At 74.8% G+C, this 12,519-nt stretch carries 11 protein-coding genes; 3 read left to right on the top strand and 8 right to left on the bottom strand.

Annotation, left to right across the window (positions count from 1 at the left end; genetic code table 11):
• Positions 1-83 precede the first annotated feature (83 nt).
• The gene (locus QOZ86_RS12090; RefSeq protein ID WP_284492216.1) at positions 84-911 is read right to left on the bottom strand and encodes an SDR family oxidoreductase; all 828 of its coding nucleotides are present in this window, start codon (positions 909-911) and stop codon (positions 84-86) included.
• Entirely contained in the window at positions 908-1,903 is a 996-nt protein-coding gene (locus QOZ86_RS12085; RefSeq protein WP_284492215.1) for a Gfo/Idh/MocA family protein, read from the bottom strand. The genes QOZ86_RS12090 and QOZ86_RS12085 overlap by 4 nt, the downstream gene beginning before the upstream one ends.
• Before the next feature lie 38 nt (positions 1,904-1,941).
• Between QOZ86_RS12085 and QOZ86_RS12080 the strand changes: the two genes are divergently transcribed.
• Complete coding sequence (locus tag QOZ86_RS12080; protein ID WP_284492214.1) at positions 1,942-2,217, top strand: DUF4031 domain-containing protein; 276 nt, start codon at positions 1,942-1,944, stop codon at positions 2,215-2,217.
• Here QOZ86_RS12080 and QOZ86_RS12075 read toward each other — a convergent pair.
• Positions 2,159-2,815 (bottom strand): HD domain-containing protein, encoded by a 657-nt coding sequence (locus QOZ86_RS12075; protein ID WP_284492213.1) that lies wholly within the window; start codon positions 2,813-2,815, stop codon positions 2,159-2,161. The genes QOZ86_RS12080 and QOZ86_RS12075 overlap by 59 nt on opposite strands.
• Positions 2,812-4,080, bottom strand: coding sequence for an ArgE/DapE family deacylase (locus tag QOZ86_RS12070; RefSeq protein WP_284492212.1), 1,269 nt, complete (start codon positions 4,078-4,080; stop codon positions 2,812-2,814). The genes QOZ86_RS12075 and QOZ86_RS12070 overlap by 4 nt, the downstream gene beginning before the upstream one ends.
• Positions 4,081-4,139: 59 nt before the next feature.
• Between QOZ86_RS12070 and QOZ86_RS12065 the strand changes: the two genes are divergently transcribed.
• Both QOZ86_RS12065 and QOZ86_RS12060 read left to right on the top strand, forming a co-directional pair.
• Entirely contained in the window at positions 4,140-4,838 is a 699-nt protein-coding gene (locus tag QOZ86_RS12065) for a phospholipid scramblase-related protein (RefSeq protein WP_284492211.1), read from the top strand.
• 324 nt (positions 4,839-5,162) lie between these two features.
• Positions 5,163-6,884 (top strand): alkaline phosphatase D family protein, encoded by a 1,722-nt coding sequence (locus QOZ86_RS12060; RefSeq protein ID WP_284492210.1) that lies wholly within the window; start codon positions 5,163-5,165, stop codon positions 6,882-6,884.
• Here QOZ86_RS12060 and QOZ86_RS12055 read toward each other — a convergent pair.
• From QOZ86_RS12055 to QOZ86_RS12040, 4 genes are all read right to left on the bottom strand, one after another.
• A complete protein-coding gene (locus QOZ86_RS12055; RefSeq protein ID WP_284492209.1) occupies positions 6,881-8,653 on the bottom strand; it encodes a DEAD/DEAH box helicase in 1,773 nt (590 codons plus the stop codon). The genes QOZ86_RS12060 and QOZ86_RS12055 overlap by 4 nt on opposite strands.
• 197 nt (positions 8,654-8,850) lie before the next feature.
• Complete coding sequence (locus QOZ86_RS12050; RefSeq protein WP_284492208.1) at positions 8,851-10,950, bottom strand: xanthine dehydrogenase family protein molybdopterin-binding subunit; 2,100 nt, start codon at positions 10,948-10,950, stop codon at positions 8,851-8,853.
• Positions 10,947-11,960 (bottom strand): FAD binding domain-containing protein, encoded by a 1,014-nt coding sequence (locus QOZ86_RS12045; protein WP_284492207.1) that lies wholly within the window; start codon positions 11,958-11,960, stop codon positions 10,947-10,949. The genes QOZ86_RS12050 and QOZ86_RS12045 overlap by 4 nt, the downstream gene beginning before the upstream one ends.
• A complete protein-coding gene (locus QOZ86_RS12040) occupies positions 11,957-12,493 on the bottom strand; it encodes a 2Fe-2S iron-sulfur cluster-binding protein (protein ID WP_284492206.1) in 537 nt (178 codons plus the stop codon). The genes QOZ86_RS12045 and QOZ86_RS12040 overlap by 4 nt, the downstream gene beginning before the upstream one ends.
• Between the last annotated feature and the right edge of the window lie 26 nt (positions 12,494-12,519).

Raw genomic sequence — 12,519 nt, 5'->3', positions numbered from 1 at the left:
ACCGCGGACGCGGCGGTTCGAAGGGGTATCGGCATCGGGCGGGTCCGGCTGTAGCCGTCCAGGCGGATTCACCCGGACGGGAACTACCCGGACGGGAGGGCGAGGCGCTCGGCGAACGTGCGCGGCGACCGTCCGAGCAGGTCGGTGAGCACGCGCGGGCTGCCGGTGAACCCGTTCACGCGGTACCAGTCGAACATCGTGGTCCGGCAGCGACCGGCGTAGGCCCCGTCGTCGTCGACCCGGACGTCGACGGCGGTGACCGGGCGCCCGGAGCGGGCGGACAGCAGCGCGGCGACGTCGGGTGCGGTCAGCTCCTCGGGACCCACGGCCTCGAAGGTGCCGCTGTCCAGGCCGTCCGTGGTGAGCAGCACCGCGGCGGCCTCGGCGACGTCGTACAGGTCGACGAAGGACTGCGCCTGCTCCAGGCCCCACGGGCTGCGCAGCTCGCCGCCGTCCACCGCTTCCGCCAGCTGCCCGTCGAGGTTGTCGGCGTAGGCGCAGGGCTGCAGCACCCGCCACCGCGCCGCCGTCCCCACGACCGCGCCGTCGAGCGCCTCCTCGACGCGGTCCTTCGCCGCGTGGTGCGGCATCGCTCGGGCCTGGGGCCGGAGCACCGAGTGGTAGACCAGCCGGCGCACCCCGGCCCGGGCGGCGGCGGTCAGCACGGCGGGCGCCCCCGTGGCTTCCGACGGGTCGAAGTTCGGCCAGATGAGGTACAGGCCGTCCGCGCCGGCGAACGCGTCGGAGAGATCGCCGGTCAGGTCCCCGGCGACGACCTCGGCGCCGAGCCCGTCCAGCTGGGGGCGTGGTCGGCGCGACGGGACGACCGCGCGGACCTGCTCACCCCCCGACAGCAGCGCGCGGACGACGGCGGTTCCGGTGGCCCCGCCGGCGGCGGTCACGACGATCACAGGGCGTCGAGCGCCTCGGCGTGCCGGACGCCGAGCTGGTCGGCCGCCTGCCCGAGCGCGTCCTGCACGACGAGCGTGTCGGCCAGCGGCATGACGGCGCTCTCGGTCCGCCCGGCGCGCAGGCACTCGGTGACCTCGATCAGCTCGTGCGCGTATCCCGCGCCGGTCTGTGGGCGGGTGATCGTCTCGGGCTCGGCGCCGGCGCGGTGCAGCACGATCGTGTCGGGGTGGTGGAAGCGGGGGAGGACGTCGATCCAGCCGGTCGTGCCGAACACGCGGGCCTGGCCGGGCAGGGCGGTGCGCAGCGAGGTGGCGAGCGTCGCCGTGCGGCCGTTCCCGAAGTCGAGCAGCAGCGCGGCGTCGGCGTCGGCCCCGGAGGGGAGCAGCGAACCCGCGGCGACCACCCGCTCGGGCGTGCCGAGCAGCATCTGGGCGAACGACACGACGTACACCCCCAGATCGAGCAGCGCGCCGCCGCCGAGCTCCATGGCGAACAGCCGGTCCAGCGGGTCGTACTCGCGGGCGATCCCGAGGTCGGCCTGCACCGACCGCACCTCGCCGATGGCGCCGTCGGCGACCAGCTCCCGGACGGCGACGACGGCCGGCTGGAACCGGGTCCACATCGCCTCCATCACGAAGATCCCGGTGTGCCGTGCGGTGTCGACCACCTCCGCGGCGCCGGCCGTGGTGGCGGTGAACGCCTTCTCCACCAGCAGCGCCTTGCCCGCCCGCAGGGCGGCCAGCGCGATCGCGTGGTGCTGCGGGTGCGGGGTGGCGACGTAGAGGACGTCCACGTCGGGGTCGGCGATGATCTCGGCGTAGGACCCGTAGGCCCGCTCCAGCCCGTGGCGGGCGGCGAAGGTGTCGGCCCGCTGCTGCGAGCGCGATGCGACGGCCACCGCGCGTGCATCGGGGACGACGGCGAAGTCGCGCACCACGTTCTCGGCGATGCGGCCCGGCCCGACGACGCCCCAGCGGATCTCCCTGCTCACCGGGCAGACGCTAGCCCGGGCACGGCAGACTGCTCCCCGTGGCCGTCCTGATCGACTCCCCGGTGTGGCCGTGGCGGGGGCGCCGCTGGTCGCACCTGGTGAGCGACGTCAGCTACGACGAGCTGCACGCCTTCGTCGCGGCCGAGCTCGGCATCCCGCGCCGGGCGTTCCAGGGCGACCACTACGACGTCCCCGAGGACCTCTACGCCGTCGCCGTCGCTGCCGGGGCGGAGCCGGTGGGTGCCCGGGAGCTGCTCAGCCGCCTGCTGGCGGCGGGGCTCCGCCGGCGGAAGCGCGCGACCGCAGCAGGGTGAGCTCGGCGGCCAGGTTGGCGCGCGCGAGGGGCTCCCACTCCCTGGTGGCGGGCAGCCGGTAGAGCCGGGGAAGGGCGAGCAGCCGCTCCAGGACGGCGGTCCGCCCGGCGGTGAACTCCTCGTCGGGGAGGTGCCCGTACTCGGCGCGGACCGCCGACGCGTAGCCGGCGTAGACCTGCGGCGGTCCGGCCAGCACCGCGAGGTCCGCGTCGCACAGCGCCGCGCCGTTCCCGTCCGCGGGCTCGGGGTCGTGCCCGGCGGTGAGCCGGACCAGCCGCACCACCTCGGCCACCCGCTCGTCGGGCACCAGCCCGCGAAGCCCCGCCTGCGCGCGAGCGGCGCTGACCTCCTCGTTGTCCGGGCGCTGCGGGTCGTAGACGACGTCGTGGTACCAGGCGGCCAGCCGCACGGCGTCCGGATCCGGGACGTCGGCGGTCAACCCGTCGAGCAGCCCGAGCACGGCGGCCAGGTGCGCCAGGTCGTGGTAGCGCCGGTGCGGCTCGCTCCAGGCGGCGACGACGGCGGCCCACTCGGTCCGCGAGGTGGGGGAGTCGCCGGCCAGCGCCGCCCAGGCGTCGGAGCCGACCGGGCCGCTCATCGCGCCGCCCCGCAGCTGCGCAGTGCGAGCAGGGCGAGGGCGCGGGCGGCGGTGACCACCTCGGCCACCGGCACCGACTCGAGCGGGCCGTGGGCGAGGTGCAGGTCGCCCGGGCCGTAGTGCAGCGTGGGGATCCCGGCCGCGGCGTACAGCCGCAGGTCGGTGCCCGCGGCGACCGCCCGCTCGGGTGGCAGCCCACCGCCGGCGTCGGCGACGGCGGCACGGACGTCGTCCAGCAACCGGTGCCCGGTCGGCAGCTGACCGCTGGCGAAGGCCCCGCCGGTCCACGTCAGCCGCACCGGGCGTCCGGCCAGCCAGGGGTGCCCGGCGGAGACGTCGGCCAGCCGCGTCTCGAGCGCCGCCTTCGCCGTCTCGACGGGCTCGCCGACGCGGACTCCGTACCGGCCTTCGGCCACCAGCCGGTCGGGCACCGAGCTCGCCCAGTCGCCGGCCTGCACCCGGCCGATGCTGAGGCCGTAGGGGAAGCGGGCATCGCCGAAGCGCGGATCAGCGTCCCGCTGCCGGTCCGCCTCGAACGCGAGCAGCTCGGCGTGGACGTGGGCGAACAGCTCGATCGCGCTGACCCCGCGGTCGCGCATGGCGGCGTGCGCGGCGTGCCCGGTGACCTCCAGCCGGAAGGTGAGCGCCCCGGCGGCGGCGGTGACGACGGCCTGTTCGGTGGGCTCGGGGACGACGCACGCGTCGCCGGTGTGCCCGCGGCGCAGGGTGGCCCACGCGCCGAGCCCGCCGTCCTCCTCGCCGACGACACCGTGCACCGCCAGCGGCCGGGCCAGGCGCACCCCCGCCGTCCGCAGGGCGTGCACCGCGGCCAGCGAGGCGACGACGCCGGCCTTCATGTCGCAGGCGCCGCGCCCGTGCACCGCGCCGTCGACGATCCGGGGCACGAAGGGGTCGCCGGCCCACAGGCCGGGGTCACCGGGCGGGACGACGTCGGTGTGCCCGGACAGCACCAGGGCCGGCCGGCCCTCGCCACCCACCGTGCCCACGACGCCCCACGCCTCGGTGCGCACGACCTCCTGGCCCGGGGCGTCCGGAGCTGCGGATGCCTCGACGAGGTCGATCGGCCAGCGGTCGACGTCGCAGCCGAGCTCCTCGAGCCAGTCGCCGAGCAGGTGCTGCGCCTCGCTCTCAGCGGGCGTGCCGCCGACCGAGGGGACGGCGATCAGGGCGCATAGCCGGTCGACCGCCCACTGCTCGTCGACGGCGGAGAGCACCCGGGCCTCGACGGGGGTGAGGTCGGCCATGGGCCGGAGTCTGGCACGCCTCGCCGGGGGTCTCCGGGGAGCGGCGCTAGCGTGACCGGGTGACCCAGAGCCCGCCGCCCGGCTGGTACCCCGACCCCGCCGGCACCGCGGGCACCCGCTGGTGGGACGGCCAGGGCTGGACCGGCTCCGTCCAGCAGGCGCCGGCCGGGCCGTCCCTGTACGACCAGCCGGTGCTCCTGGTGAACCAGAAGACCAAGCTGATCGAGCTGACGAACGAGTACGCCGTCCTCGACGGCGACGGCCAGCAGATCGGCGCCGTCGTCCAGGTCGGCCAGAGCGGGGTGCAGAAGGCGGTCCGGCTGCTGTCGAGCCTGGACCAGTTCCTCACCCACCGGCTGGAGGTGCGCGACGCCCGCGGCCCGGTGCTGGTGCTCACCCGGCCGGCGAAGCTGGTGAAGTCCCGGGTGGTGGTGGAGCGCCCCGACGGGGCGCCGATCGGCGAGATCGTGCAGGCCAACGTGTTCGGCAGGATCCGCTTTGACCTGGTGGCCGGCGGTCAGCTGGTCGGTGCCATCCAGGCGGAGAACTGGCGGGCCTGGGACTTCGCGATCACCGACGCGGCCGGGGTCGAGGTCGCCCGGATCACGAAGAAGTGGGAGGGCCTGGCGCGGACGATGTTCACCACCGCGGACCGCTACGTCGTCCTGGTGCACTACCGGCTGCCCGAGCCGCTGGCCAGCATGGTGATCGCCTCGGCACTCACCGTGGACACCGCCCTGAAGCAGGACGAGCGCTGAGACATCGCGGTCCTCCGGACCGCACCGCGACCAGGTGCCGTCCCGGCTTGCGTGGAGCCGCTTCGTCGCGCCTGCGCGGGACCCTCCGGGCCCACTCGGCACGACACGATCCGCCGTCCGCGGGTAGCCTCGACAGCGTCCGGGCCGGGTGCCACGTGCCCCCGGGTGCCATTTGGTTACGCCTTCACGGACTACCGCCCCGACCTCGGTCGGGGGCCTGGAGCCGCGTTGTGCATCTCGCCGCGAGGCGGCCGTCATCCGGTCCGGACCCTGACATCGCTTCCGCGTTGGCCTCCGGGCGACGGCTGCGGTAGGGACGACGCCATGCCGTCGGACATCCAGCACTTCTGCGAGACCGCCGGCCTGGTGCTGGGACCGATGCCGCGCTACGCCGATGCCACCACGGCCACGGTGTGGATGGAGACGTCAGCGGCCTGCGAGGTCGAGGTCCGCGCCAGCGACGTCACCGTCCGTGACCGCACGTTCGAGGTCGAGGGCCACCATTACGCCCTCGTCGTCGTCGACGGGCTGGCGCCGGGCACCGATTCGCCTTACACCGTGGCCCTGGACGGCGAGCGGGTGTGGCCCGAGGACGACGACCGGCCACCCAGCCGGCTGCGCACCCGACGGCCCGACGCCCCGTTGGACGTGGTCTTCGGGTCCTGCCGGGTCGACCGTCCGCACACCGAGCCGTGGGTGCTCGAACCCGAGCAGGACGAGCGCGGCGTGGGCGTCGACGCGCTGGCCGCGCTGTCGGTGGCGTGCGCGCGCGGCGAGCGGCCGTTGCCGGATCTGCTGCTGATGCTGGGCGACCAGGTCTACGCCGACGAGGGGCTGGCCCCGCGGATCCGGGACATGCAGATCGCCCGGCGGGGTCCGGACAGCGAGCCCCGGCGCGGGGTGGCCGATTTCGAGGAGTACACCTGGCTCTACCGCGACTCCTGGACCGACCCCGACGTCCGCTGGCTGCTGTCGACGGTGCCCTCGGCGATGATCTTCGACGACCACGACGTGCACGACGACTGGAACACGTCCGAGGTCTGGCGGCACCAGATCCAGCAGTTGCCCTGGTGGTCCGAACGGATCGCGGGCGCCTACATGTCGTACTGGGCGTACCAGCACATCGGCAACGTCTCGCCGGCCGAGCTCGCCGAGGACGGGCTGCTCGACCTGCTGCGGGCTCCCGGCGCGGCCGGGGAGCCGCTCCGGGCCCGGGCCGAACGCGCGGACGACGAAGTCGACGGCCGCAAGCTGTCGTGGTGGAGCTACGCGCGCGACATGGGCGTGGCCCGCCTGGTCGTGGTGGACACGCGGTCGGGGCGGGTGCTCGAGCAGGGGCGGCGCAGCATGCTGAGCGAGGCCGAGTGGAGCGGGGTTGAGGGCCAGCTCCGCGGCGACTGCGCCCACCTGCTCGTGGCCTCGTCCCTCCCGGTCTTCCTCGAGCGGGCCGTGCACGACCTCGAGAGCTGGAACGAGGCCGTCTGCGGCGGTGCCTGGGGCCGCCGGGCGGCGAGCCTGGGGGAGCGGGTGCGCCAAGGGGTGGACCTGGAGCACTGGGCTGCCTTCCGCAGCTCGTTCGACCGGTTGGCCGGCCGGCTCGGCGAGGTCGCCGCCGGACGGCGCGGGCGCGCCCCGGCCTCGGTGCTGGTGCTCTCCGGCGACGTCCACCACTCGTACGTGGCACCGGTGCGCTATCCCCCCGCGGAGGGGGTGACCAGCGAGGTCGTGCAGATCGTCAGCTCGCCGCTGCGCAACGCCTTCCCGCGGCGGGGGCAGCGTGCCTTCCGGTTCGCCTCCACCCGGGTCGCCGAGGCGGTCGGGCGATTGCTCACCCGCTCGGCCGGGGTGCGTCCGCCCGTTCCCGACTGGCGGGTCACGACCGGTCCGCTCTACGGCAACACCCTGGTCAGCCTGCACCTCGACGCGTCGGCCGCCGGTCTGTGCATCGAGCGGGCCGTGCGGCGCGAGGGCCGCGCCGCGCTGACCGAGGTGCACGCCGAGCGCCTGGGCCGGCACCGGCCTGAGGGGACCTCGCCGGGCAGCTAGAGCATCGTGCGGAGGCGTTCCCGGCGGGCGCGGAGCACGTCGACCGATGCCGACGCCGACGGCGGCCCGGGCACCGACTGGCGCAGCTGGGTGTGCACCACGGCCTGCGGCTGCGAGGTCCGCGCCGCCACCCGGTTGACCAGGCGGTTGATCTCCCGGCGCAGCTCGGCGGCGTCGCGCCACGAGCGGCCGGCATCGTGCTCGTCGGGGTGGTCCTCGACGAGCATGAACTCCTCGTCGTCGGAGTGCTGGCGGGAGGCGATGCGCACCCGCAGCTCGTCGTCCCGCTTGGCCAGCAGCGACGCCGTCTGCTCGGGTGTGAGCAGGCCGGGGATGCCGAGGAAGTCCTCCTCCTCGGGCGCCACGAGCGCGGGGCGGCCCTCGCCGGTGTGCGCCGTCCCGCCGTGCAGCACGTGCGCGAAGCGGGCGTCGGCCTCCAGGGCCTCCCACTGCTTCATCTCGCCCTCCCGCGGTTCCCGGGGCGGCAGGTCGAGCGCCTCGAGCTCATCCTCCGGCTGGCTCCTGGGCGGCGGCATGACGTGGTTGCGCTGCTCCTCCATGGAGGCGGCCAGCGACAGCAGCGGGCGGACGGCGGGCAGGAACACCGTGGCCGACTCGTGCGACGCCCGGGAACGGACCACGCGGCCGACGGCCTGGGCGAAGAACAGCGGCGTCCGGTAGGAGGTCATCCACGCCAGGACGGCGGCGCGTGGCACGTCGACGCCCTCGGAGATCATCCGGACGCAGACCGCGATCCGCGCGGACCCGGTGGCGAACTTCTCGATCTTCTTCGACGCCTTCGGGTCGTCGGAGAGGATCAGCTCCGCGGCCTTGCCGGTGACCCGGCGGACGATCTTGGCGTAGGCGCGGGCGTCGTCCTGGTCGCTGGCGAGGATCAGGCCGGCGGCGTCGGGCATGCCGCCCTCCTCGCGCAGGTGGGTGATCCGGTCGTCCATCGCGGCGATGACGTGCGGCACCCACTGCCCCTTGGGGTCCAGCGCCGTGCGCCAGGCCTGCATCTCCACCGACTTCGTGCCGGCCTCGCTCAGCGATGCGGCGACGACCTCGCCGGCGGAGTTCCGCCAGCGCGAGGTGCCGGTGTAGGCGGCGAAGACGACCGGGCGGACGACGTCGTCGGCCAGCGCCTCCTTGTAGCCGTAGGTGTAGTCGGCGCGGCTGACCAGGCCGCCCGCTTCGCCCTCGAACGTGTCCTCCTCGTACCGCACGAAGGGGATGCGCTCGTCGGGCTTGGTGCGGAACGGCGTCCCGGTCAGGCACAGCCGACGGGCGGCCATGCCGTAGGCCTCCTCGACCGCCTCGCCCCAGGAGAGGCCGTCGCCGGCGTGGTGCACCTCGTCGAGGATGACCAGGGACTTGACGGCGGTGGAGCGGGCGGCGTGGAGCATCGGCTTGCCCGCGACCTGCGCGTAGGTGGTCACGTAGCCCTGGGTGCCGGCGCGCACCGGGCCGACGGCGTTGGTCAGGTTCGGGTCGAGCACGATGCCCATCGCGTCGGCGGCCTCGGCCCACTGCAGCCGCAGGTGGTCGGTGGGGGCGACGACGACCACGCGCGCGACCTCGCGACGGGCCAGCAACCGCGCGGCCAGCGTCAGGGCGAACGTCGTCTTGCCGGCGCCCGGCGTAGCGGTGACCAGGAAGTCCTTGGGGGAGGCCTCCTCGTACTGGCCGAGGGCGGCCTGCTGCCATGCCCGGAGCGGTCGGCTGGTCGTCTGCGGGGCCCGGGCCGCCGCTGCTGCTGCAGTCGCCATGTCGGAGACATCTTCGCTGCCGCGGAGACGACACGCCCAACGGGGCCCTCCCGCGCGCCACCGCCGTCGGGACGTATGGCGGGCTGCCGGCGAGCCGCTGACCAGCGCGTTCATCGACGGCGGTCGGCGCTGTGGCAAGAGTCATGCCCGTGCCGGACCGACCCGTCACGTCACGCCGGTCACGCCCGGCGCACGGGTCAGGGCAGCCCCGGCAGGACCTTGTCCAGCGTCACCGGCAGGTCCCGCACCCGCACGCCCGTCGCGGCGTGCACGGCGTTGACGACGGCGGCCGCCGTCCCGGTGATGCCGATCTCGCCGATGCCCTTGGACCCCATCGCGTTGACGTAGGGATCGTGCTCGTCGAGCCACACCGCCTCGATCTCGCCGACGTCGGCGTTGACCGTGATGTGGTACTCGGCGAGGTCGTGGTTGGCCACCTGCCCGATCCGCGGGTCCCAGACGCTGTTCTCGTGCAGCGCCATCGACAGGCCCATGGTCATGCCGCCGATCAGCTGCGAGCGCGCGGTGCGCGGGTTGATCACCCGGCCGACGCCGAAGACGCCGAGCAGGCGCGGCACCCGGATCTCCCCGGTGTCGGCGTTGACCCGCGCCTCCACGAACTGGGCGCCGAACGCATAGGGGGCGTGGGCGTCGTCCTTGGCGGCCTGGTCGACGTCGCCGGAGATCTCGTCGCCGTCGTCCGGCGATCCGCCGAACTTGTCGCGGAACGCGCGGGCGGCCACCACCAGCGCCGAGCCCCAGGTGTTGGTGCCCGAGGAGCCGCCGGCCACCGAGGCGGTCGGGTACTGCGTGTCGCCGATCCGCACGTCGACGTCGCCGACGTCCACGCCGAGGGCGTCGGCGGTGATCTGCGGCAGGATCGTCCACGCCCCGGTGCCCAGGTCCGCGGCGCCGATCTCGGCGACGTAGCGGCCGTCCGCGTAGCGCAGGTTCGCCGTCGACGTCGCCTGGCGCATCGTCGGGTAGACCGAGGACGCCACCCCGTACCCGACCAGCCAGTCGCCCTCCCGCCGCCCGCGCGGGCGCTCGGCCCAGCCGAACCGCTCGGCGCCCTCCCGTAGGCAGCGCACCAGGTTGCGGCTCGACCACGGCTTCCCCGTCTCCGGGTCGACCTCCGGCTCGTTGCGGACCCGCAGCTCGACCGGGTCGAGGCCCAGCTCCTCGGCCAGCTCGTCCATCGCCACCTCGGGGCCGAACATGCCCGGGCACTCGCCGGGTGCGCGCATCCAGGACGGCACCGGGACGTCGAGGGCGGCCAGCCGGTGGGTGGAGCGCCGGTTGGGGGAGGCGTACATCATCCGGGCCGGGACGCCGGTCTGCTCCGCGAACTCCTTGATCCGCGAGGTCTGCTCGACCACGTCGATCGCGATCGCTTGCAGCCGGCCGCGGCGGTCGGCGGCCAGCTGCATCTGCTGGATGGTCGGCGTGCGGTAGCCGGCCAGGAAGAACATCTGCTGCCGGGTGAGCGCCAGCTTCACCGGCCGGCCGGGCAGCGCGCGGGCGGCCATCACGGCGAGCATGACGTTCGCGTGCGGGGTGCCCTTCGAGCCGAACCCGCCGCCGACGTACGGGCAGACCACCCGCACCTGCTCCTGCTCCAGGCCGAACACCTCGCAGACCGCGGCGCGGTCGGGGTGCACGCCCTGGGTCGAGTCCCACAGGGTCAGGAACTGCGCGTCGGCGTCCCACAGCGCCGTCGTCGCGTGCGGCTCGAGCGGGTTGTTGTGGTACATCGCGGTGGAGTAGGTGCGCTCCAGGGTCACTCCACCGTCCCGCTGGGGCGTGGCCATCGCGGCGGCGACGTCGCCCTCCGCGGTGTCGGTCTCGTGGCCCGCGTTGACCTTCTCCGGCTTGTACAGGCCGGGGTGGTCGACCGCGAGCTCCGCGTCGTGCTCCTGCTCGTCGTAGGTGACCCTGACCGAGTCCGCGGCCTGACGGGCGACCTCGGAGGTCTCCGCGATCACGACGCCGATCAGCTGCCCGCGGAAGGCGACCTCGTCGCTCTGCAGGACGGCGTACTCGGCGTCCTCGGTGCTCGCCAGGCGCTCGGCGTCGAACGGGGTGAGCACCGCCAGCACCCCGTCGAGGGCCGTGGCCGCTGCGGTGTCCATGGCGGTGACCCGGCCGCGCGCGACGGTCGCCTGCACCGGGTGGCAGTAGGCCGGGTTCTCGACCGGCGTCTCGACGGCGTAGGTGGCGGTGCCGCGCACCTTGAGCTCGCCGTCCCGGCGGACCAGGCCCTGCCCGATCGCGCGCGGCTCCAGCAGGTCGGTCATGACTGCTCCTCGGTCAGCGTGCGCACGGTAGCCGCGACGGTGCGGGCGGCGAGAGGGATCTTGAACCCGTTGCCGCCCTCGACGCCGGGCTGTGGCTGGGCGACCGCGAGCTCGGCGTCCATCGCGGCGCGGACGGCGTGGTCGGTGAGCGGGCCGCCGCGCAGGATCTCCTCGGCGCGGGTCGCCCGCCACGGCTTGTGGGCGACGCCGCCGAGCGCGATGCGGACATCGCCGTCGTGGACCACGGCCGCGACGCTCACCAGCGCGAACGCGTAGGACGCCCGATCGCGCACCTTGCGGTAGGCCGACCGGGCACCGGCCGGCAGCGGCGGGAGGTCGATCGCGGTGATCAGCTCGCCGTGCTCGAGCACGGTGTCCTTCGACGGGTCATCGCCGGGCAGCCGGTGCAGGTCGACGAAGGGGACGGTGCGGACGCCGGCCGGGCCGAGGGTGTGGACCTGGGCGTCCAGCGCGGTCAGGGCGACGGCCATGTCCGAGGGGTGGGTGGCGATGCAGGTCTCGGGGGCGGTCGGGTCGGGCAGCGCGCCCGGCGTCCCGAGGATCGCGTGGTAGCGGGTGTACCCGCCGACGGCGGAGCAGCCGGTTCCGGGCTGGCGCTTGTTGCAGGGCGTCGTGACGTCCTGGAAGTACGGGCAGCGGGTGCGCTGCAGCGGGTTGCCGCCGGTGGTCGCCATGTTGCGCAGCTGCCCGGTGGCGCCGGCCAGCAGCGCCTGGGCGAGCACCGGGTAGCGCTCGCGCACCCGCCGGTCGGCGGCCACCTCGCTGTTGGTGCTGGCGGCCCCCAGTCGCAGGCCGCCGTCGTCGAGGTCGGTGATCTCGCGCGAGGTGAGGGTGCGGACGTCGACGACCAGGTCGGGCCGGGCGACGCCGAGGCGCAGGTGGTCGACCAGGTTGGTGCCGCCGGCGAGGAAGACGGCGTTCGGCTCGGCGGCGACGTCGCGGACCGCCTCGGCGACGTCGCCGGGGTGCGCGTAGGCGAAGGGCTTCATGCGCCTGCCGCCTCCTGGACGGCGGGGGTGATGTTCACGTAGGCCGCGCAGCGGCAGAGGTTGCCGCTCATCCGCTCGGCCACCTCGTCATGGGTGATCTCCGGCTCGCCGGTGAGGTCCTCGGTGACGTGGCTCGGCCAGCCCTTCTCGAACTCGTCGATCACGCCGACCGCCGAGCAGATCTGGCCCGGGGTGCAGTAGCCGCACTGGAAGGCGTCGCGCTCGAGGAAGGCGCGCTGGACGGGGTGCAGCTCGCCGTCCCGGGCGAGGCCGTCGGCGGTGGTGATCTCCGCGCCGTCGTACGCGACCGCGAGCGCCAGGCAGGACAGCGCGCGCTGCCCGTCGAGCAGGATCGTGCAGGCCCCGCACTGGCCGTGGTCGCAGCCCTTCTTCGGGCTGGGGTTGCCGAGCCGCTCGCGCAGCGCGTCGAGCAGCGAGGTGCGGGTGTCGACGGTCAGCCGGCGGGTCTCGCCGTCGACCCGCAGGGTGATGTCCGCGTCCATGGCCGGGGCGGTGCCCGGTGGGGCAGGCACGGCAAACCCGGTGGCGTCCTGCGAGG

Source organism: Blastococcus capsensis, assembly GCF_030165005.1.
Lineage (GTDB): Bacteria > Actinomycetota > Actinomycetes > Mycobacteriales > Geodermatophilaceae > Blastococcus > Blastococcus capsensis.
The sequence above is the reverse complement of the archived record's forward strand: the minus strand, read 5'-3'. Positions and strand labels throughout refer to the sequence as shown.

Excerpts from the sequence above, each read along its gene's own strand:
- QOZ86_RS12075 (WP_284492213.1), bottom strand. The coding sequence starts at position 2,815 with ATGAGCGGCCCGGTCGGCTCCGACGCCTGGGCGGCGCTGGCCGGCGAC.
- QOZ86_RS12070 (WP_284492212.1), bottom strand. The coding sequence starts at position 4,080 with ATGGCCGACCTCACCCCCGTCGAGGCCCGGGTGCTCTCCGCCGTCGAC.
- QOZ86_RS12060 (WP_284492210.1), top strand. The coding sequence starts at position 5,163 with ATGCCGTCGGACATCCAGCACTTCTGCGAGACCGCCGGCCTGGTGCTG.
- QOZ86_RS12055 (WP_284492209.1), bottom strand. The coding sequence starts at position 8,653 with ATGGCGACTGCAGCAGCAGCGGCGGCCCGGGCCCCGCAGACGACCAGC.
- QOZ86_RS12050 (WP_284492208.1), bottom strand. The coding sequence starts at position 10,950 with ATGACCGACCTGCTGGAGCCGCGCGCGATCGGGCAGGGCCTGGTCCGC.
- QOZ86_RS12045 (WP_284492207.1), bottom strand. The coding sequence starts at position 11,960 with ATGAAGCCCTTCGCCTACGCGCACCCCGGCGACGTCGCCGAGGCGGTC.